Annotated in this window: 22 protein-coding genes; 16 read left to right on the forward strand and 6 right to left on the reverse strand. The window is 40.0% G+C overall.

The window, feature by feature from the left end:
• The first annotated feature begins 50 nt into the window (after nt 1–50).
• Nucleotides 51–1,124: a glycosyltransferase family 1 protein gene (locus tag PSI06_RS10625; protein WP_273603721.1), complete on the forward strand. Its 1,074-nt coding sequence runs from the start codon at nt 51–53 to the stop codon at nt 1,122–1,124.
• On the forward strand, nt 1,121–2,203 hold the full coding sequence (locus PSI06_RS10630) for a glycosyltransferase (RefSeq protein WP_273603722.1): 1,083 nt from the start codon (nt 1,121–1,123) through the stop codon (nt 2,201–2,203). The genes PSI06_RS10625 and PSI06_RS10630 overlap by 4 nt, the downstream gene beginning before the upstream one ends.
• Here PSI06_RS10630 and PSI06_RS10635 read toward each other — a convergent pair.
• Nucleotides 2,186–2,914, reverse strand: a complete 729-nt coding sequence (locus tag PSI06_RS10635) for a 3-deoxy-D-manno-octulosonic acid kinase (protein WP_273603723.1) — start codon at nt 2,912–2,914, stop codon at nt 2,186–2,188. The genes PSI06_RS10630 and PSI06_RS10635 overlap by 18 nt on opposite strands.
• 124 nt (nt 2,915–3,038) lie before the next feature.
• Between PSI06_RS10635 and PSI06_RS10640 the strand changes: the two genes are divergently transcribed.
• The 6 genes from PSI06_RS10640 to glpG all read left to right on the forward strand — a co-directional run bounded on the left by PSI06_RS10640 (nt 3,039) and on the right by glpG (nt 8,300).
• Nucleotides 3,039–4,100, forward strand: a complete 1,062-nt coding sequence (locus PSI06_RS10640; protein ID WP_273603724.1) for a glycosyltransferase family 9 protein — start codon at nt 3,039–3,041, stop codon at nt 4,098–4,100.
• A complete protein-coding gene (gene gmhB, locus PSI06_RS10645; protein WP_273603725.1) occupies nt 4,097–4,660 on the forward strand; it encodes a D-glycero-beta-D-manno-heptose 1,7-bisphosphate 7-phosphatase in 564 nt (187 codons plus the stop codon). The genes PSI06_RS10640 and gmhB overlap by 4 nt, the downstream gene beginning before the upstream one ends.
• A 168-nt stretch (nt 4,661–4,828) precedes the next feature.
• Nucleotides 4,829–6,025, forward strand: a complete 1,197-nt coding sequence (locus PSI06_RS10650; RefSeq protein ID WP_004588560.1) for a glycine C-acetyltransferase — start codon at nt 4,829–4,831, stop codon at nt 6,023–6,025.
• A 49-nt stretch (nt 6,026–6,074) separates the two neighbouring features.
• Entirely contained in the window at nt 6,075–7,100 is a 1,026-nt protein-coding gene (gene tdh / locus PSI06_RS10655) for an L-threonine 3-dehydrogenase (protein WP_004588559.1), read from the forward strand.
• A 64-nt stretch (nt 7,101–7,164) separates the two neighbouring features.
• Nucleotides 7,165–7,482: a thiosulfate sulfurtransferase GlpE gene (glpE, locus tag PSI06_RS10660; protein ID WP_004588558.1), complete on the forward strand. Its 318-nt coding sequence runs from the start codon at nt 7,165–7,167 to the stop codon at nt 7,480–7,482.
• Nucleotides 7,479–8,300, forward strand: coding sequence for a rhomboid family intramembrane serine protease GlpG (gene glpG / locus PSI06_RS10665; RefSeq protein WP_004588557.1), 822 nt, complete (start codon nt 7,479–7,481; stop codon nt 8,298–8,300). Before glpE ends, glpG begins: the two co-directional genes overlap by 4 nt.
• Before the next feature lie 2 nt (nt 8,301–8,302).
• Here the strand turns inward: glpG and PSI06_RS10670 are convergent, their stop codons facing one another.
• The gene (locus tag PSI06_RS10670) at nt 8,303–8,701 is read right to left on the reverse strand and encodes a flagellar basal body-associated protein FliL (RefSeq protein WP_004588556.1); all 399 of its coding nucleotides are present in this window, start codon (nt 8,699–8,701) and stop codon (nt 8,303–8,305) included.
• Nucleotides 8,702–8,855: 154 nt separating this feature from the next.
• Here PSI06_RS10670 and PSI06_RS10675 point away from each other — a divergent pair, with 154 nt between their 5' ends.
• Nucleotides 8,856–9,395, forward strand: coding sequence for a chorismate--pyruvate lyase family protein (locus PSI06_RS10675; protein WP_064386916.1), 540 nt, complete (start codon nt 8,856–8,858; stop codon nt 9,393–9,395).
• Nucleotides 9,392–10,270 carry a 4-hydroxybenzoate octaprenyltransferase gene (gene ubiA, locus PSI06_RS10680; protein WP_273603726.1) on the forward strand — a complete coding sequence of 293 codons (879 nt, stop codon included), beginning with the start codon at nt 9,392–9,394 and terminating at the stop codon, nt 10,268–10,270. Before PSI06_RS10675 ends, ubiA begins: the two co-directional genes overlap by 4 nt.
• Nucleotides 10,271–10,333: 63 nt before the next feature.
• On the opposite strand, the gene PSI06_RS10685 is transcribed toward ubiA, so the two are convergent.
• The 3 genes from PSI06_RS10685 to PSI06_RS10695 all read right to left on the reverse strand — a co-directional run bounded on the left by PSI06_RS10685 (nt 10,334) and on the right by PSI06_RS10695 (nt 12,969).
• Nucleotides 10,334–10,954 (reverse strand): 2OG-Fe(II) oxygenase, encoded by a 621-nt coding sequence (locus PSI06_RS10685; protein ID WP_055252920.1) that lies wholly within the window; start codon nt 10,952–10,954, stop codon nt 10,334–10,336.
• A 245-nt stretch (nt 10,955–11,199) separates the two neighbouring features.
• A complete protein-coding gene (locus tag PSI06_RS10690; protein WP_096042148.1) occupies nt 11,200–12,084 on the reverse strand; it encodes a LysR family transcriptional regulator in 885 nt (294 codons plus the stop codon).
• A gap of 447 nt (nt 12,085–12,531) precedes the next feature.
• The gene (locus tag PSI06_RS10695; protein WP_096740037.1) at nt 12,532–12,969 is read right to left on the reverse strand and encodes a DUF2721 domain-containing protein; all 438 of its coding nucleotides are present in this window, start codon (nt 12,967–12,969) and stop codon (nt 12,532–12,534) included.
• Nucleotides 12,970–13,052: 83 nt separating this feature from the next.
• Here PSI06_RS10695 and PSI06_RS10700 point away from each other — a divergent pair, with 83 nt between their 5' ends.
• The 3 genes from PSI06_RS10700 (at nt 13,053) to tsaD (ending at nt 15,166) form a co-directional block, all read left to right on the forward strand.
• Nucleotides 13,053–13,412 (forward strand): putative signal transducing protein, encoded by a 360-nt coding sequence (locus PSI06_RS10700; protein WP_024034351.1) that lies wholly within the window; start codon nt 13,053–13,055, stop codon nt 13,410–13,412.
• A complete protein-coding gene (locus PSI06_RS10705; RefSeq protein WP_004588549.1) occupies nt 13,396–13,986 on the forward strand; it encodes a YjaG family protein in 591 nt (196 codons plus the stop codon). The genes PSI06_RS10700 and PSI06_RS10705 overlap by 17 nt, the downstream gene beginning before the upstream one ends.
• Nucleotides 13,987–14,152: 166 nt before the next feature.
• Nucleotides 14,153–15,166 carry a tRNA (adenosine(37)-N6)-threonylcarbamoyltransferase complex transferase subunit TsaD gene (tsaD, locus tag PSI06_RS10710; protein WP_273605018.1) on the forward strand — a complete coding sequence of 338 codons (1,014 nt, stop codon included), beginning with the start codon at nt 14,153–14,155 and terminating at the stop codon, nt 15,164–15,166.
• 9 nt (nt 15,167–15,175) lie between these two features.
• On the opposite strand, the gene plsY is transcribed toward tsaD, so the two are convergent.
• Nucleotides 15,176–15,784, reverse strand: coding sequence for a glycerol-3-phosphate 1-O-acyltransferase PlsY (gene plsY, locus PSI06_RS10715; protein WP_273603727.1), 609 nt, complete (start codon nt 15,782–15,784; stop codon nt 15,176–15,178).
• A 230-nt stretch (nt 15,785–16,014) separates the two neighbouring features.
• Here plsY and folB point away from each other — a divergent pair, with 230 nt between their 5' ends.
• Genes folB through PSI06_RS10730 form a run of 3 tightly spaced genes read left to right on the forward strand, consistent with a single transcriptional unit; the run spans nt 16,015 to nt 17,660 of the window.
• Complete coding sequence (gene folB, locus PSI06_RS10720; RefSeq protein ID WP_004588546.1) at nt 16,015–16,374, forward strand: dihydroneopterin aldolase; 360 nt, start codon at nt 16,015–16,017, stop codon at nt 16,372–16,374.
• Nucleotides 16,375–16,863, forward strand: coding sequence for a 2-amino-4-hydroxy-6-hydroxymethyldihydropteridine diphosphokinase (folK, locus tag PSI06_RS10725; protein WP_121637082.1), 489 nt, complete (start codon nt 16,375–16,377; stop codon nt 16,861–16,863).
• On the forward strand, nt 16,860–17,660 hold the full coding sequence (locus PSI06_RS10730; protein ID WP_004588544.1) for an undecaprenyl-diphosphate phosphatase: 801 nt from the start codon (nt 16,860–16,862) through the stop codon (nt 17,658–17,660). Before folK ends, PSI06_RS10730 begins: the two co-directional genes overlap by 4 nt.
• The last annotated feature ends 133 nt before the right edge of the window (nt 17,661–17,793 follow it).

Below are 17,793 nucleotides of genomic sequence, written 5' to 3' on the forward strand. Positions count from 1 at the left end.
AAAACAATGGGATTGATATACTGCTGCGCAAATAGGAAATAGAGAATGCAATGAGCAACAAACGACTTTTATTTATACCCGTATCATCGCCACAAGGAATAGGTGAATACATGCGCTCGTTGTTGCTAGCCCAAAGCCTTGAAAGTGAATGTCTAGGTTCACTGACCATCCATTTTGTTTTAAATAAACACACGAACTACGCTAAAAGCTGCCCATATGATACCACCTTGCTTGAGCGCTCTGCGACTAAAGAGCGCGATAAAGTGTGTGAAGTTATAGCCGATTTTAAACCTGACATTGTAATATTTGATTGTGCAGGGCGCGCTGCTCACATGAAAGCTGCAAAAAAAGTGGGTGCCAAAGTGGTGTTTATTTCTCAGCATGCGAAAAAGCGAGCGAAAGGTTTAAAACTTAACCGTATTAACTTAATTGATAGCCATTGGGTGGTACAGCCTGATTACTGCATTGAACCGCTTAGCTGGGCTGAAAAAGCTAAAATAGATATGTTTTCTTTGGCTATGCCTAAAAACGTGGGCCCTTACATAGCATTTTCATCAGCGTGCGATACCAAACAGGTGTTAAAAAAATATCAGCTTGATGAACAAGGCTACTTTATTGTGAGTGCAGGCTCTGGCGGTCATGTACTAGATAATCAAAACTGTGCAGATGTATTTTTTGCCGCCGCAGAGCAAATTTCATTGCAAACAGGGTTAAAGGCGGTGGTGGTATTTGGCCCTAATTATGATAAAGCGTTGCCAGCATCAAATACGGTTATAAATTTGGATACGTTAGAAAATAGTGAGTTTTTGTCGCTTATGGAGCAAGCTAAATTTGCGTTGTTAAGTGCTGGCGACACCCTATTGCAGGCGATTGCTGTTAAAACGCCTGCTGTGGCATGCGCTATATCAAAAGATCAAACACAGCGCCTAGCAAGTTGCGCCACAACTGGCGTGGTAATTAAAGCAAACTTTGAGATTGAAGACATAGTAAATAAAGCCAGTGCTTTACTAATAGAGCCGCATTTTAACCAGCTACTAGAAAAATATTCTTTGCTTGAAAGCGCCCATAGCTATGAAGAAATAACGCAAGGGGTTAAAAGCATGATGATGGTTGCCGATAGATGAATATAGTGATTGTAATAGACTCGTTAGCGGGTGGCGGCGCCGAAAAAGTGATGCTAACCCTTGCTCAGCAGCTAGTAAAAACGCATAGCGTTACTATTTTATCGTTGGCTAATAAATATGAATACACGATCCCTGCGAATATAAAGGTTGAAAGTCTATTCAGTGATAAAGCCACTAAAGTGGATCGTTTTTGGAAAATAAATAAAAGTGTAGCAAAACTAGAGGCGTGGTTTAATAACAAACAAAAACAAACTGGCCCCATAGATTTAGTACTTAGCAATTTAGATAGAAGCAATAACTTATTGGCTAAAAGCCAGATTAAAAATGTTCACTTTGTTATGCATAACTCTGTTAATGCAGAGCTAGCGAGGCAAAAAAAGTTAGGCCCGTTTTCTTATTACTATCTTAAAAAGTCAAAGCAAAACTTAAACGGGAAATCCTTGGTGTGCGTGTCTAAAGGGGTAGAGCAAGAAATTACCCAAGGGCGTTTAATTAGCCCAAGCGCCATCACAACTATTTATAATCCCTTTAATTTAGTGGATATAAAGCGCCTCTCAGATGAGGTTAATACGCAAATTCCACAATCGCCGTATGTTATTCATGTAGGGCGGTTAGCTAAACAAAAGCGCCATGATATTTTATTTGCGGCATTTGCAAAGCTTGATAAAAAATACAAATTAGTCCTTTTATGCAATAAGCCTAGCAAAGCATTTAAGCTTGCAAAAACGTATGGCATTGAGGGACAACTTATAGTGCCAGGGTTTGAACAAAATCCGTATAACTGGATTAAGCAGGCTGAGGCATTAGTATTAAGCTCTGATTTTGAAGGGCTCCCTACAGTGTTAATTGAAGCATTAGCTGTTGGCACGCCTGTAGTAAGTACTAACTGTACGTTTGGGCCGAGCGAAATTTTAACAAACGACTTGGCTAAATATTTAGCGCCTGTAGGGCATAGCGATGAGCTAGCTGCAAAAATTGAGCTGGTTTTAAACACTAAGCCCAATGTAGATAATGCCGATATTTTACAAAAGGTAACGGCTGAACAGGTTGCTAAGCAATACCTAGCTTTGAGTGGTTAATTGCTCTTTATAAATAGCCAATAAAGTTTGCCAGTCATTACTTTGCCAATAAAAAGCGTTGTTACGTCCTTGCTCTTTTAAAAATGAGCGCTCTAAACGTGCCATATTACTTTGTTGCCATTGCTTGTTAGGTGGTTTTATTTCGCCGCGATCAAAGTCGATAATATAAACCTCGCCCGTTTCATTAAATAAAATATTATTTATATTCAAATCAGCGTGGTACACACCTTTAGAGTGAAATAGCGCAACAGTATTGGCAATGCGCTTGAGCTCATCTTCTGTTAGTGGGCGTTCAATTAAAATATCGAGCAGGCTTTTAGCCCCTTTTACAGCCTCTGTAATTATATCGCCACGATAAATTAAGCCTGCGGTTGTTACCTTAGCGGCAATGGGTTTTGGCACATTTAAGCCAAGCTCAATAAGCCTTATCATTAAGCTGAACTCTTTATACACACGGGTGTTTTTAAGCCCAGGGTAGAGGTACTGATCGCTTAACAACTTGCCAACTAAACCGCCGCGCCAATAGTGCCTAAGTACAGCGGTTAAATCATCGTGTTTAAAAAACCAGGCTGTGGCGCGGCCTTTTTTAGCACCGACTATTTTATTTTGCTGTTGCCAATAATCTGCATTGAACCAGTTTAAATCAACCTCGTTAAAATAATCTGGGTGGCTTAAAATAGTGTGCTTACCTTGCGTTAGTGTTTTAAACATAGCTCGTTAAAATAATTCAATAATGCGTGTATATTAACGTGTTTTATAGCGCAGCATAAGTGCTTGCATTAGTGCGAGTATAATTTAAGATCGCAGTCTATTATTTAAAGCCAAAGTGGAACGCGTGACTCAAGTGCCTAATTACTCCTCAATTTGTATTTTAAGACTCTCTGCCATTGGTGATGTGTGTCATGCCGTTAGTGCTGTACAAGCCATTCAAAAAGCACACCCCAATGCAAAAATAACGTGGGTAATGGGTAAAATAGAAGCCATGTTACTTGCCGATTTACCTGGGGTTGAGCTGGTGGTTTTTGATAAAAAACAAGGTAAGGATGCACTTAAAAAGTTAGCACATTCTTTTAAAGGGCAGCAGTTTGATGTGCTGCTTAATATGCAAGTCGCATTAAGAGCTGGCTTTGTTGCGGGCTGTATTCCGGCTAAAGTAAAAATAGGCTTTGATTGGGCACGTTCAAAAGAATTACATAGCTTGTTTATAAATAAACGAATAGCCCCACAAAAAGAAGCGCATGTGCTAGAGGGATTTAAAGGCTTTGCGGGCGCCATTGGAGCTAAAGACTATTCACCTACCTGGGATATGCCTTATACCTTAGCGGATGAGAACAAAGCAGATGCATTATTAGGGCCTGCATATTTGGCAAATAAGTTATTGGTAATATCTCCTGCGGCCAGTAAAGCACAGCGAAACTGGTTGCCAGAGCGCTACGCTGCCCTTGCTGATTACGCGCATGAGCAAGGCTTTAACGTGGTACTAACGGGCGGCCTAACTGAGCTTGAGATTAATTTAGCTAATCAAATTATAAAACACAGTCACTGCACTATTTTAAACTTAGTCGGTAAAACAAAACTTAAAGAGCTGCTATGTGTACTTAAGCGCGCTGATTTAGTTTTAGCCCCCGATACCGGCCCAGCACATATGGCGGTAACGGTAGGTACGCCGGTTATTGGTTTATATGCGCATTCTAATCCTGCACGTACAGGGCCTTATTTATATCAAGACTACGTAGTTGAGGTGTATCATCAAAACCTGCTAAAGCAAACGGGTAAAACAGCTCAACAATTGCCTTGGGGTACGCGCGTTAAGGGCGATGACCTTATGAGCCAAATAACCGTAGACAATGTTAAAGCTATGTTTGATCATGTGGTACAAAAAGAGTCTATAAAATGAGTGTAACAGAAAAAACCAAAGCGCTTTTTTTAGACCGAGATGGCGTGGTAAATATTGATCATGGCTATGTGTATCAAAGTGAAAAATTTGAATTTATAGACGGTGTGTTTAGTACCTGTAAAGCATTTTATGATGCAGGTTATAAAATTATCATAGTGACTAATCAATCGGGAATAGGGCGAGGTTACTACACTGAAGATGACTTTTTAACTTTAACTCAGTGGATGAAAACACAATTTAGTAAGCACAATACTAAAATTACAGATGTGTATTTTTGCCCGCACCATCCCAAAAAAGCGATAGCGCAATATTTAAAACAGTGCCAGTGCAGAAAACCAGCTCCTGGTATGCTGTTACAAGCTATGCAAGAGCATAATATTGACCCTTTGAGCAGTGTTATGGTGGGTGATAAGCTTAGCGATATTCAAGCGGCACAAAAAGCGGCTATTAGCACGCGAGTGCTAGTTCGCTCTGGCCAACAATTTGACGAAAACGCTAAACAATACGCCGATTTAGTGATTGACTCTATTAACGATTTACCAGCACACTACTTGGTATAAAGTGCGTTTATATTATCGCAACTAAAGTGTTAAGTATTGCTACCATTACCTGTATTAGCGACGAGCTGCAAACAGTGCATTTTACTTGTTAAACTTTTACAATACACCCCAACATAAACAGTGGCTTTAATGTTGTTGTTTACCCGTTCATTTAATTGGAGACTACAGATGAGAGCATCTGCTTTTTTTAGCCAACTACAAGAGCAAATTGAAGACGTTAAAGCGCAAGGTTTGTATAAAAGTGAGCGTATTATTACCTCGCAGCAACAAGCTCAAATAGAAGTTGCATCTGGCGATAAAGTTATTAATTTTTGTGCTAACAATTACTTAGGCTTAGCAAATAGCCCTGAGCTAATTAAAGCAGCGCAAGGTGGTTTAGATGACCATGGCTTTGGTGTTGCTTCAGTGCGTTTTATTTGTGGCACGCAAGATATTCATAAAACACTAGAGCAAAAAATTAGCGCGTTTTTAGAAACCGAAGATACAATTTTATACTCGTCTTGTTTTGATGCTAACACGGGCCTATTTGAAACTATTTTAGGCGCTGAAGATGCTATTATTTCTGATTCTCTAAATCACGCATCAATTATTGATGGCGTACGCTTATGTAAAGCTAAGCGTTTTCGTTATGCTAATAACGATATGGAGGATCTTGAAAAGCAACTTATTGCAGCTGATGAAGCGGGCGCTAAAACAAAATTAATTGCCACCGATGGCGTGTTTTCTATGGATGGCGTAATTTGTAACCTTGAAGCTGTGTGTGACCTTGCTGATAAGTATGATGCATTAGTGATGGTTGATGACTCACATGCGGTAGGCTTTATTGGCGAAAACGGTAAAGGCACGCCTGAGTACTGTAATGTGCTTGACCGTGTAGACATTATTACCGGTACGCTAGGTAAAGCGCTGGGCGGTGCATCAGGCGGTTATACATCAGGTAAAAAAGAAATTGTTGAATGGCTACGTCAGCGTTCGCGCCCTTACTTATTCTCAAATTCATTAGCGCCTTCAATTGTAACTGCGTCAATTAAAGTACTCGAAATGCTTGAAAATGGTGGCGAGTTACGCGCTAAACTTTGGTCAAATGCTAAATATTTCCGTGAGCAAATGGAAGCTGCAGGCTTTACGTGTGCGGGTAAAGATCATGCCATTATTCCTGTAATGCTTGGCGATGCTAAAGTTGCTTCATTAATGGCAGACAAACTACTTGCTGAAGGCATTTATGTAACCGGCTTTTCGTTCCCTGTTGTGCCAAAAGGCCAAGCGCGTATTCGTACACAAATTTCTGCTGCGCACAGTATTGAACAACTAGACACCGCAATTGCTGCCTTTACCCGTATTGGTAAAGAAATGGGCGTTATTTAATTTTTTATAAACCGAAGTATTGCTTCGGTTTTTTAGTTGAGTGTTAACTATGAAAGCTTTATCAAAATTAAAAGCCGAAACCGGCATCTGGATGACCGACGTACCCAAGCCTGAAGTAGGGCATAACGATCTACTCATTAAAATTCGTAAAACCGCGATTTGTGGCACCGACGTTCATATTTATAAATGGGATGAGTGGTCACAAAAAACCATTCCGACTCCTATGGTTGTAGGCCATGAGTACGTGGGTGAAGTGGTTGATATGGGCCAAGAAGTACGTGGCTTTGCAGTAGGTGACCGCGTATCTGGCGAGGGACATATTACGTGTGGGCATTGTCGTAACTGTCGTGCTGGTCGTGTGCATTTGTGCCGAAATACAACCGGTGTGGGCGTTAACCGCGAAGGCGCATTTGCAGAATATTTAGTTATTCCGGCCTTTAATGCGTTTAAAATTCCTGACAATATTTCTGACGAGCTTGCGTCTATTTTTGACCCATTTGGTAATGCTGTGCACACCGCTTTATCGTTTGATTTAGTGGGCGAAGATGTGCTTATTACAGGGGCAGGACCAATTGGTATTATGGCGGCGGCCGTTGCTAAGCATGTGGGTGCTCGCCATGTTGTGATTACCGATGTTAACGAATACCGTTTAGAGCTTGCGCGTAAAATGGGCGCTACACGTGCCGTAAACGTTGCGAATGATAAACTTGAAGATGTAATGAATGAGCTAGGTATGACTGAAGGCTTTGATATTGGCCTTGAAATGTCAGGTGTGCCAAGCGCCTTTAATTCTATGTTAAATAACATGAACCATGGTGGCAAAATTGCCATGTTGGGTATTCCGCCATCAGATATGGCCGTAGATTGGAATAAAGTTATATTTAAAGGCTTAGTGATCAAAGGTATATATGGTCGCGAGATGTTCGAAACGTGGTACAAAATGGCAAGCTTGATTCAATCGGGCCTTAATTTAGACCCTATTATTACGCATCAATATTCGGTAGATGACTTCCAAGCTGGCTTTGATATGATGATTTCAGGTCAATCTGGTAAAGTAATTTTAAACTGGGAATAGTTTAAAGTTTGCATACAGAGGCGGCTTTAGCCGCCTTTTTATTATATTTTTAAAAGAGATTTCAATGGCATTTAAACATATATCTATAGCACAAACGCACGAACTACTTGATAAAGAAGATGTAGTGATCGCAGATATACGCGATCCTAATTCGTACCAAGCAGGGCATATTCCTGGCTCTGAAGCGCTTTCAAATGCCAATATAGCTCAGTTTATGATGGAAAAAGAGTTCGATCAGCCTATTATTATTGTTTGCTACCACGGCATGAGCTCACAAGGTGCGGCTAGTTATTTAGTAGAGCAGGGCTTTGAAGATGTATATAGCATGGATGGTGGCTTTACAGCTTGGGAAGCGGCTTACAGCGAGAAAGTGGAACGATGATTGAGCTAGGTAGTTTAAATAATCCTCGTGCCGCACAGGGCTTTATAGATTATTTAAAAAGCCAAGGCTTAGAAGGGCAACTGCGCAGTGCTGATGGCAGTAATGTTATTATTTGTGTTGCGGGCGAGCACTTTCATCAAGTGCAACCTTTGTGGGCTGAATTTGTACAAAACCCCAATCATGAGCGTTATCAACAAGCCTCTTGGGATGTGGGCAGTACGCAATCTGGCTTAACGTATCAGGGACAGTCGCTTAATTTAGTGGCGCGCTTTAAAGCACTAAGCTGGCTAAATAAAACCGTAAGTATTGTAAGCGTTGCTATTTACTTTGCATTTTTATTGGGTGGCTTTGAGCAAATTTATACTGCTTTGCAGTTTAACCCGAGCCAACCACTTAACTGGTTAACGCCGGCACTTGTTCATTTTAGCGCAATGCACATTGTATTTAACCTAATTTGGTGGATGTCGTTAGGTGATAATATTGAAAAGCAATGCGGTAAGCTGAGTTTAGTTGGGCTATTTGTGGTTACTGCACTTATTAGTAACTGGGCTCAGTTTTTAATTGTGGGGCCTAACTTTGGCGGCTTAAGTGGCGTTGTGTATGGTTTATTGGGTTTTTGTTGGATCCACAGCTATTTAAATCCTAAGCAGCCTGCGCTAGTAAGCACTGCCATTATTGGCTTTATGTTAATTTGGCTGGTACTCGGTTTTGCTGATGTGTTGTTTGTTGGTATGGCTAATTGGGCGCATTTAGGTGGGCTTTTAAGCGGCATGGCTTATGCCGTAACCGCTAATTTATTTAATGCTAAAAAAGCGTAAGCTTAGTGGTATAAATACTTAGTAAATAATACTTCACGAATAATCTCTTGGCCTGTTTCTTCTTTTAACAGGCTTTTTAATTTTTCGGCACACTTTGCTCTAATTTCTTCACGCCCAGTAAGCGACTTTATTTTTTCTTCAGGTTCTTTAGATAGTATTTCTACTAACGCATCGCGTAAAAGCGGGGTATGGTGCTCTACAATAGCAATATTTTCATTATTGCTAAGCATTAAATCTATAGTCACGCGTACATAGCCCATTTTTTTACTTGAAGCGCCTATGTAATTGGTAATAATGTCTGGCTCAAAACCAAAATAGCCCACTGTCGATTCCGCTTTTGCCGAAAAGCTAAAACAGTTTAAGATCAGTGCTAAAAAACCTGCGTATACTATTTTTTTCATCTTTAGTGTGTTTCCATTTTCTTAATACAAATAGTTTATACTTAATAGCGCCTAATAAACAGCTCCTGCAATTATTTATCGGCAGTAAAACATCACTTTTTCAAATGCTTTGGCAATGTTATCATCGTCTCGGTTTTTATTTTATTGAGCTATTGTGATTACATTTCCGCTTTCTATATCTGCCAATTGGCAATGTGCTTCTTTGGTAAATAACTTATCTGCGTTAGAGCAAGAGTGGCTATTTGAGCTACATTCATTAACCGCTAAATTAAAAAGTAATGCACAAAGTTTTAGTGTAAAAGTGCTTAATGAGCAAACTTTTACCCTAAGCGATGCACAGCAACAACTACTTGGCTCAAATACAAATAAAGCGCTTAATCGTGAGGTGCTTTTATTGTGTGATAATACGCCCATGGTGTATGCCCAAAGTTGGCTGCCCAGTACACAAACGCAAACAACACTGCACAATATGGGCGCGCGCCCTTTAGGTGATGTTATTTTTCAGCACCCTGAACTTACCCGAAGTAATATTGAGGTAGGGCGCTTTGACTCAGAGCATGCGCTGCAATCACTTGTTAAAGAGTTGAATTTAACTACGCACCCTTTATTAGGTCGTCGTAGTGTGTTTTCTATTAATGATTATCACTTTTTAGTGTGCGAAGTATTTTTACCCGGAGCCTATTTGTACTCATGAAATTAGCCCCTTTGCAATTACAGCATAGCCCTTTTTATATTCAGCTCATGCGCATTGACAAACCTATCGGTACATTACTATTACTGTGGCCTACTTATTGGGCTCTATGGCTTGCAAACGCTGGTATGCCAAGCCTAGTTAACTTTATTGTATTTACCTTAGGCGTAATTGTTATGCGCAGTGCTGGCTGCGTTATTAATGATTTTGCAGATAGAAAAATAGACGGCTCAGTTAAGCGTACAGCAGGGCGGCCTTTAGCCACCGGACAAGTAAGTGCAGGTGAAGCACTGAGTTTATTTATATTACTGATAGCCATTGCTTTTGTATTGGTATTACTACTTAGCATCAACACTATTTTATTGTCACTTGGGGCGTTGGCACTGGCATTTTGCTACCCGTTTATGAAACGCTATACACATCTTCCGCAAGTAGTCCTAGGCGCTGCATTTGGTTGGGCGATACCTATGGCATATATGGCATCAGTTGACTCATTACCGCTGCAGGCGTGGCTGTTATTTGTTGCAAATATTTGTTGGACGGTAGCGTACGACACTATGTATGCCATGGTTGACAGAGATGACGATTTAAAAATAGGGGTTAAATCTACTGCTATTTTATTTGGTAAATACGACCGCCATATTATATTTTTATTAAACGCTAATTTTATAGCGTTGTTGGCGCTTATTGGCTTAATTAATCAGCTAGGCTTAGCGTTTGTTGCAGGTTTATTTACTGCCGCTGGGTTACTTATTTATCAGCAAGTGCTTATTCATAAACGTGCGCGTGATGCATGTTTTAAAGCGTTTTTAAATAATCACTATGTTGGATTAGCTATTTTTGTTGGCTTGTTCTTGTCATTTGTATTTGCGCGTTAATTTCATCTCAACGCTATTAATTTAACCTCAGCATAGCCACTAGTTGTTGTGGCTATGTTGGTTCTATCGTGGCGGGTCAATTACTCCACTTATTGAGGCGTTCTTTCTAAACCAGCCAGCAATAGAGTAGCGCTCATTAATGGCAGGTAATACCTCGTGTGCAAAACGCTCGCTTTCAAACATAACGAGTGTCCCCGCGGTGGGTTTAATTATTATCTCTACTTGCTTACTTTTTGGCTTGTAAATAACAAGCTCGCCGCCTTGCTCGGGCGTATTTAAATAAAGGATTGTTGTAAAAACGCGGTTAGATCGCCCTTTAAATGCATCAAAATGCTTTTTATAAAAGTCGCCTTGGGTGTATTTAGCGTAGTGGCACTCATAATCAAATAAGCCCATAAAAAACTGCCGATTAAGTGTGGTTTTTATACTTTCCATTGTTGCTTGATAAGTTAGCTGTGCTTGTGAGCTGCCATCAAACCAATAGGTTTTATCTTTACGAATGGTTTTATCTATTTGTAAGTCATTTAAACGGCCAATACCTGCAGCGCTAAAATGCGGGTTAATACGGTGGCAATCGGTGATTAAACTCTCTACTAGCTCGCTAATAAGTGCGTTAGGAATAACAACATAACCATGGGTTTCTATTGCATCTAAATAAACATCAGAACTAAAAAGTGTGTTCATTTATGTCTGTTGATTAAAAAAGGTGCGACAGTGTAGCCTAAAAAAATTTAATAGCTAGTGGTTTGTGCTCTGCTATTTAAGCAAATAAAAACCTAACGCGTAAGCATAAAAACTAAAAGGGCTTTTTAGGTTAAGCTGCTGTGCTGCAGATTTTGGTAACAAGAAGAGTAAATCAGTAAGGGCTATCTAAATTGGTTGCCCTTAAAAGGTTTAAGGGCAATGCGGTATGCTATTTTTATCTTGGCTTAAGTAATAGTCGTAGATGCTTTTTTGATAAGAGATAATAAATGGTCAATGTGTTCGCTAACTGCTGCTTGTTGGCTTGTTTGTATAACAAGTTGTTCGTGACTTAAGTCTTTATTTGTTTTTAGCTGTACAAGCTCTGTGTGCTCTGCAAGAGTGCTCGCGTGTTCAATACTTGCAATAGCAAAGTGATCTGATTTAACCAACCCTGACATTACTTGCTCAATGCTGCCTACCTTAATGCTAGCCGATTTATTGAGCATGTCGATGGCTTCGTTAAGCATGCTTTGTACTTGTTTAGACTGAGAAAAACAGCCGTACATAGGGTAGCTATCTAAATCGTGTTTGCTGATATCGCTTTTATTTGCTAACGGATGATGTTTAGAAACAAACAATACCAGTTGGTCTGGCAGGTGTATGTCGCTGCCGATGCTGTTAATTGCCTGCGAATAAACACTAATATCAATCTCGCCCTCTTGCAGTTTGCGTGCAAGTTCGTGCTGCTCTTGCAATTGCATTTCTATTTTAACATGGGGGTATTGTGCTAAAAATTGCCCGCATGAGATAGGCACTACACTGCTGGCTTTGTTGGTATAGCCAATAACTAACTTTTCGTCAGTATTGCCGTTAACCGATTGAGAAATTCGTTTTTTTGTATGCTCAAGTTCGGCAAGGGTGTTTTTGGCGTAATCAAGAAATAACTCGCCTTCGGGTGTTAACTTTACTGAACGTGTTGAGCGTTTCACCAGTTCGTACCCCATTTCGTCTTCTAGGGTTTGAATGCTGCGCGTTAGCGCTGATGTGCTAATTTGAGTTTGTTCGGCTGCTTGTCTGAAGTGGCGTAACACACCAAGCGCTACAAATTGTTCTAACTGTTCAAATCTCACTTTATAGTCCCTTTTTATAAGTAAGTCGCGTGTGCCGCGAACATCAATAATATTAGATTCGAGCTTTCAAAAAGCGAAGCCTAATATGTAACTGTGTTTGCAAATTTATGACATATTTGCAATCAGCATATCCCTCTTTTAGTATTATTTAAAGAGAAGACGCATTTAAAAGTATTACCAATTAGGCTTATTTATAGTGATTTATTACTCTATTTAAAACTAAGCTATGTTAGCAAGTAAGACTAAATACAATGACTTAGGTGCTTTGATGCTTTTAAAAGTAATACTTTAGACATAATTTAGCATTAATTAATAAAAAAGTATGCCAGAAAAAAGGCTATAGGAAAATCCTACGTAGTGATTTGTAATGAAGTGAGGCATAAACGTTTATAGTTTTAGGGTATGCCATCGCTTTATTATTGTTTAAGATTTTAGAAAAATAAGCCGCTAAGGCTTATTACTTTTGTTAGTAAAGTTTTTAGTAATGCGGTTACTTAAGGGTTTGTCTTCAATACTTTGTAGCTCTATTTCTATGGCGTCGCACGAAATATGAATTTCAAATAACGATGTTAATAACGAAAGGCTTAAGCACGCTAAGCTCACCCCAAACAAAATAATGCCTGTGGTATTAAATTCTATAAATAAGGCAAACATTGATAGCGTACACAATAAAAAAGACGCCACACCATACACTTGCATGGTACGTATTAGCTTAATGCGCTTTCTTAAGTTTGTTATTTGAGCCACAACAACGGGGCGAATAGATTCACCTTCTCGAGAATTTAATTCTCGGATTAATTGCGCTAGTACTAAAAAGCGGTTTGTGTAAGCAAGCAGCAACAGTGAGATTGCTGGAAAAAGTAAACCTGGGGTAGTAAGTGTCATTGTTTTATCCTAAAAAGTTACCTGCTATACACTTTAGTAGAGTATCGTAGGATATTGTAAACACAAAATAATTGAGGTGATAATTGCAAAATATTAATACTCATAGTACTCAGCAAGCTTTTCAGTGGGTAACGCTCTACAAAGCAGATAACACATTAGAGGCAAATATAATCAAAGGGCTGTTATTAAGCGCGGGAATTGAGTGCCAAATTCAAGGTGAAATGCTTCAAGGCGCCTTAGGCGAAATCCCCTTTGAACAAACCCAAGTAAGTGTGCAGGTTTATTCGATAAAAGAGCGCCACGCGCGCGAAATATTGGTAAACTACCAACAAGTAAAACAATCCGCTCCAGATTGGGTATGCCCTAACTGTAATGAGCATAATGGATCAACATTTGATTTTTGTTGGTCATGTGAGACGTTAAGAAATGACAAAAGCGAATAACTTTCAGCGTATTAGAGAGCTAAACTACTTACAAAAAGCGGTGTTAGCAAGTGCTTTAATTGAGCGTATGTTACCTAATTATGGTTTATTTAGTGAAGCCACCGGTTTTGGTGATGAAGCCTTATTACGCAGTGCGTTAAATGTTTGCTGGGAAAAAATATTACTACCAAAAAGTAAAATAGATCTCGAAAAACAAGTAGAAAAAATTGAGCCAAATGTACCTGAACTTGCCGACTTTGATATGTTTGGCACTTACCCCGCAATAGACGCTGCAACCTCGCTTTTGAGCCTAATGCACGGCTTGATGGGGCAAGACGAGCAAGAATTTATAAGCGTTAGTAAAATATCGCAAGCAACGGTGGCGCGTTTTATTGAATACCAAATGACGGTTGAAGGTGAAGTGGCTGACAATAAAGCCGTACGAGAACACCCATTAATGCAATACGAAATTGAAGTTTTGAGTGAGCTAATCGACTTTGTAGAAAATATGGGCCGCGTGACTTCTGAAAACGTTAAGGCACTTAAAAAGCAGGCCGTTGCAGATGGACAAACCAATATTGGTTTGGCGTTATAGTTGTAATTAATTAACTGTGGTTAATTGCTCTCTAGCAATTTTAGCGTTTATTACGCTGAACTTAGTAAAAACCTTAGCTAGAGAATGATAAAATAGTTTTAAATATGTGTGTAAATCTCTTAACCACAGTGCAGGTTAATCAGTAAATAAAGGCAGGAGAAGTAAAGTGCGAATTTTAGGCATTGAGTCATCGTGTGATGAAACCGGTATTGCAATTTACGATGATGAAAAAGGCTTATTGGCTCACCAGTTATACAGCCAAGTAAAAGTACATGCAGATTATGGCGGTGTTGTACCTGAGCTTGCATCGCGCGATCACGTACGTAAAACCCTGCCACTTATTGACGCTGCGTTTGCTCAAGCCGGTTGTGGTCCTGAAGATTTAGATGGCATTGCATACACCGCAGGCCCTGGTTTAGTAGGGGCGTTATTGGTAGGCACCTCTATTGGCCGTTCTTTAGCCTATGGTTGGGATATTCCAGCTGTTGCCGTGCATCATATGGAAGGGCATTTACTTGCTCCTATGCTTGAAGAAAACGTGCCTGAGTTTCCCTTTATTGCTTTGCTAGTGTCGGGCGGCCATACCATGATGGTAAAAGTAGCCGGTATAGGCCAGTACGAAGTATTGGGTGAATCTGTTGATGATGCCGCAGGTGAAGCATTTGATAAAACAGCTAAACTGCTAGGGCTTGATTACCCAGGCGGCCCTCGACTAGCTAAAATGGCTGAGCAAGGTGTTGCAAAACGGTTTGTTTTTCCACGTCCTATGACGGATAAGCCAGGCCTTGATTTTAGCTTTAGTGGCTTAAAAACAGCAGCTTCTATAGCGATTCGCGAAAATGATGATGACGCACAAACCAAAGCAGATATCGCCCATGCGTTTCAAACAGCAGTGATTGATACATTGGTTATTAAGTGTAAGCGTGCTCTAAAACAAACTGGGATAAAACGTTTAGTGATTGCCGGCGGAGTAAGTGCAAATACACAGCTGCGCTTACAGCTTGAGCGTGTTATGCAAGGGGTGAAAGGACAGGTTTACTATCCACGTACTGAGTTTTGTACTGATAATGGCGCAATGATTGCCTACGCTGGTATGCAGCGCTTAAAAGCAGGCCAATTTGCCACACTCGACATGAAAACTAAACCGCGTTGGCCAATAGACAGCTTAGAAGCCATTTAACATCAATAATTATTGATTTTTTTCATTAGTGGGTGCTTTTTTAGCGCCCACTTTTGGTTCTTGACCTTTAAAAAGGCGAATAATATTAGTGCGATGACGAAATATAATTAGCACAGTAATAAAGGTTACCGGTAGGGTGTAAAGCGGTTTAATCAACCACGTATACAGTGGAGCAAGTGACACCGTGACCAAAGCGCCTAATGAAGAAAAGCGCGTAATAGCAACCACAATAATCCAGGTACTTATTAATAGCCCCGCCAACGATAAACCAATCGGCAATAAAGAGCCAAACGCAGTGGCTACCGCCTTTCCGCCTTTAAAGCTAAAAAATAGTGGGTACATATGCCCTAAGCACGCGGCAACGGCGACCAAACCAAGTGCTAAAGGCGTTAGGTCTAAAAAATAAGCCCCCCATACGGGGATGGTGCCTTTTAAAATATCAAACACTAATACTAAGCACGCAGGAAAGGCTCCACCTAAACGATACACATTGGTGGCACCTGGGTTATTTGAACCGCTGCTGCGAGGGTCTGGCAGTTTGAATAGCCGAGACACTAATATAGCCGATGAAATCGACCCTAATAAGTAGGCTAAAACAAACAGTAAAATGGCTAACACAAAGTCCCTTATTTTTTAATTGCTATACCCATCGATAGCACTTTTACGCTATTATTGGCGGCACAATTTATCGTGAAAATTATTAACTGCTGTATTTTGCAGTTAATCTAGCTATTTGGCTATTGTAGAAGTAATTTTTACATATTTAAACACTGCTTAAAGCATATACAGTATTAATTTTATCAATGCATTGTATGCTTAGAGAGTGTTTATAGTTATTTGGAGTATCAATGGATAAGGTTTTTATATCTCAACTACACGTCGACACAATTATTGGAGTGTACGACTTTGAAAAAGAAAGTAAACAAAGCCTTTATTTTGATATTGAAATGCTCAGCGATATAAAGCCTGCAGCAGCAAATGATGACATTAATTTAGCACTCGATTATGCAAAAGTAAGCGAGCGAGTGATTGAGCACACTACGGCTAAGCCGGTTGAGTTACTTGAAACCTTAGTAGAGCAACTAGCAACTATTATATTAACCGAATTTAATACACCACAAGTAACAATTAGAGTGAGCAAACCGGCCGCTGTAGCGCAAGCAAACACCGTAGGTGTAGAAATAACACGCACAAAGGCTATGAGCTAAATGGCGCAAATTTATATCAGCTTAGGCTCAAATATAAATAAAGCGCATTATATTCGCTGTGCGCTTGATGCACTTGAGCAACACTTTACAAATATTGTGCATTCATCTGTTTTTGAAAGCGAAGCTGTAGGGTTTAAAGGAAATAACTTTTATAACTCGGTGGTGGCTGCTACCACATCAATGCCGCTTGAGCGTGTATGTAAGTTATTAAAACAAATAGAGCGTGATAACGGGCGTAAAGCGGATGATAAAAAATTTAGCCCCCGTACATTAGATTTAGATCTGCTCTTTTACGATGACGTTGTTTGCGATTCGCCTGCACAATTACCTCGCGATGAAATTACCAAAAACGCTTTTGTACTTCAGCCTCTTTGTGAAGTCGCCCCCAATTTTTATCACCCCGTTGCTAAGCAAACCATTGCTGCGCTATGGAGTGCGTATAACAACCCTCAACAAAAACTATGGAAGGTGGAGTTTTCTAACCCATGAGTATTTTAGAAATAATTATTTTAGCCCTGATACAAGGATTTACTGAGTTTTTACCTATTTCGAGCTCAGCTCACTTAATTTTACCTTCGCAAATTTTGGGATGGGAAGACCAAGGCCTTGCTTTTGATGTGGCTGTGCATGTTGGTACGTTAATAGCGGTTGTTATATATTTTCGTAAAGAAGTGGCTGATATTCTCAGCGCCTGGTTTAAATCGTTTGGCGCCCAAGGCACCACCGACGACAGTAAACTTGGCTGGTGGATTATATTGGGCACTGTACCTGCTGCGTTATTAGGCTTATTGCTAAAAGACGTTGTTGAGCTGTACTTGCGCAGTGCGTGGGTTATAGCAGCTACGACTATTATTTTTGGTTTATTACTTTGGTACGCCGATGCCAAAGGTAAGCAAATGAAAACAATTTATCAGCTTAACTGGAAAACAGCGCTGCTTATTGGCTTTGCTCAAGCGGTGGCTATGATCCCAGGTACCTCTCGCTCTGGCATTACCATGACAGCGGGTTTATTGCTGGGCATGAACAAACAAAGCGCAGCGCGTTTTTCGTTTTTACTCGCTATACCTATTATTTCTATGATGGGCCTTTACTACACGATAGAGCTGGCTTTAGGCGATCATGTGGTTGATTGGAGCACATTAATTTTAGGTGTAGTCCTCTCGTTTTTATCGGCGTACGCCTGCATTTTCATGTTTTTAAAAGTGATAGAACGAATGGGCATGCTACCGTTTGTAATTTACAGACTTTTACTTGGCGTTGGCTTAATTGTATTTTTAACGCTGTAATTTAGCTTATTGTCAGCAAGCCCTCTTACTTAGGTAAGAGGGCTTTTTTATTTTATTAACGCTGTTTTAGCATCAGTGAATTGACGAGACGTGCATAGTCACGAAGCCTAAAATTTGGCATTATAGCGCCATT

Origin of the sequence: Pseudoalteromonas sp. GABNS16E (genome assembly GCF_028598715.1) — a bacterium.
Classification (GTDB): domain Bacteria; phylum Pseudomonadota; class Gammaproteobacteria; order Enterobacterales; family Alteromonadaceae; genus Pseudoalteromonas; species Pseudoalteromonas atlantica.

What these genes read in the sequence shown, in the direction of transcription:
- PSI06_RS10625 (WP_273603721.1), top strand. Translation starts at nt 51, where the DNA reads ATGAGCAACAAACGACTTTTATTTATACCCGTATCATCGCCACAAGGA.
- PSI06_RS10630 (WP_273603722.1), top strand. Translation starts at nt 1,121, where the DNA reads ATGAATATAGTGATTGTAATAGACTCGTTAGCGGGTGGCGGCGCCGAA.
- PSI06_RS10635 (WP_273603723.1), bottom strand. Translation starts at nt 2,914, where the DNA reads ATGTTTAAAACACTAACGCAAGGTAAGCACACTATTTTAAGCCACCCA.
- gmhB (WP_273603725.1), top strand. Translation starts at nt 4,097, where the DNA reads ATGAGTGTAACAGAAAAAACCAAAGCGCTTTTTTTAGACCGAGATGGC.
- PSI06_RS10650 (WP_004588560.1), top strand. Translation starts at nt 4,829, where the DNA reads ATGAGAGCATCTGCTTTTTTTAGCCAACTACAAGAGCAAATTGAAGAC.
- tdh (WP_004588559.1), top strand. Translation starts at nt 6,075, where the DNA reads ATGAAAGCTTTATCAAAATTAAAAGCCGAAACCGGCATCTGGATGACC.
- glpE (WP_004588558.1), top strand. Translation starts at nt 7,165, where the DNA reads ATGGCATTTAAACATATATCTATAGCACAAACGCACGAACTACTTGAT.
- glpG (WP_004588557.1), top strand. Translation starts at nt 7,479, where the DNA reads ATGATTGAGCTAGGTAGTTTAAATAATCCTCGTGCCGCACAGGGCTTT.
- PSI06_RS10670 (WP_004588556.1), bottom strand. Translation starts at nt 8,701, where the DNA reads ATGAAAAAAATAGTATACGCAGGTTTTTTAGCACTGATCTTAAACTGT.
- ubiA (WP_273603726.1), top strand. Translation starts at nt 9,392, where the DNA reads ATGAAATTAGCCCCTTTGCAATTACAGCATAGCCCTTTTTATATTCAG.
- PSI06_RS10685 (WP_055252920.1), bottom strand. Translation starts at nt 10,954, where the DNA reads ATGAACACACTTTTTAGTTCTGATGTTTATTTAGATGCAATAGAAACC.
- PSI06_RS10695 (WP_096740037.1), bottom strand. Translation starts at nt 12,969, where the DNA reads ATGACACTTACTACCCCAGGTTTACTTTTTCCAGCAATCTCACTGTTG.
- PSI06_RS10705 (WP_004588549.1), top strand. Translation starts at nt 13,396, where the DNA reads ATGACAAAAGCGAATAACTTTCAGCGTATTAGAGAGCTAAACTACTTA.
- folB (WP_004588546.1), top strand. Translation starts at nt 16,015, where the DNA reads ATGGATAAGGTTTTTATATCTCAACTACACGTCGACACAATTATTGGA.
- folK (WP_121637082.1), top strand. Translation starts at nt 16,375, where the DNA reads ATGGCGCAAATTTATATCAGCTTAGGCTCAAATATAAATAAAGCGCAT.
- PSI06_RS10730 (WP_004588544.1), top strand. Translation starts at nt 16,860, where the DNA reads ATGAGTATTTTAGAAATAATTATTTTAGCCCTGATACAAGGATTTACT.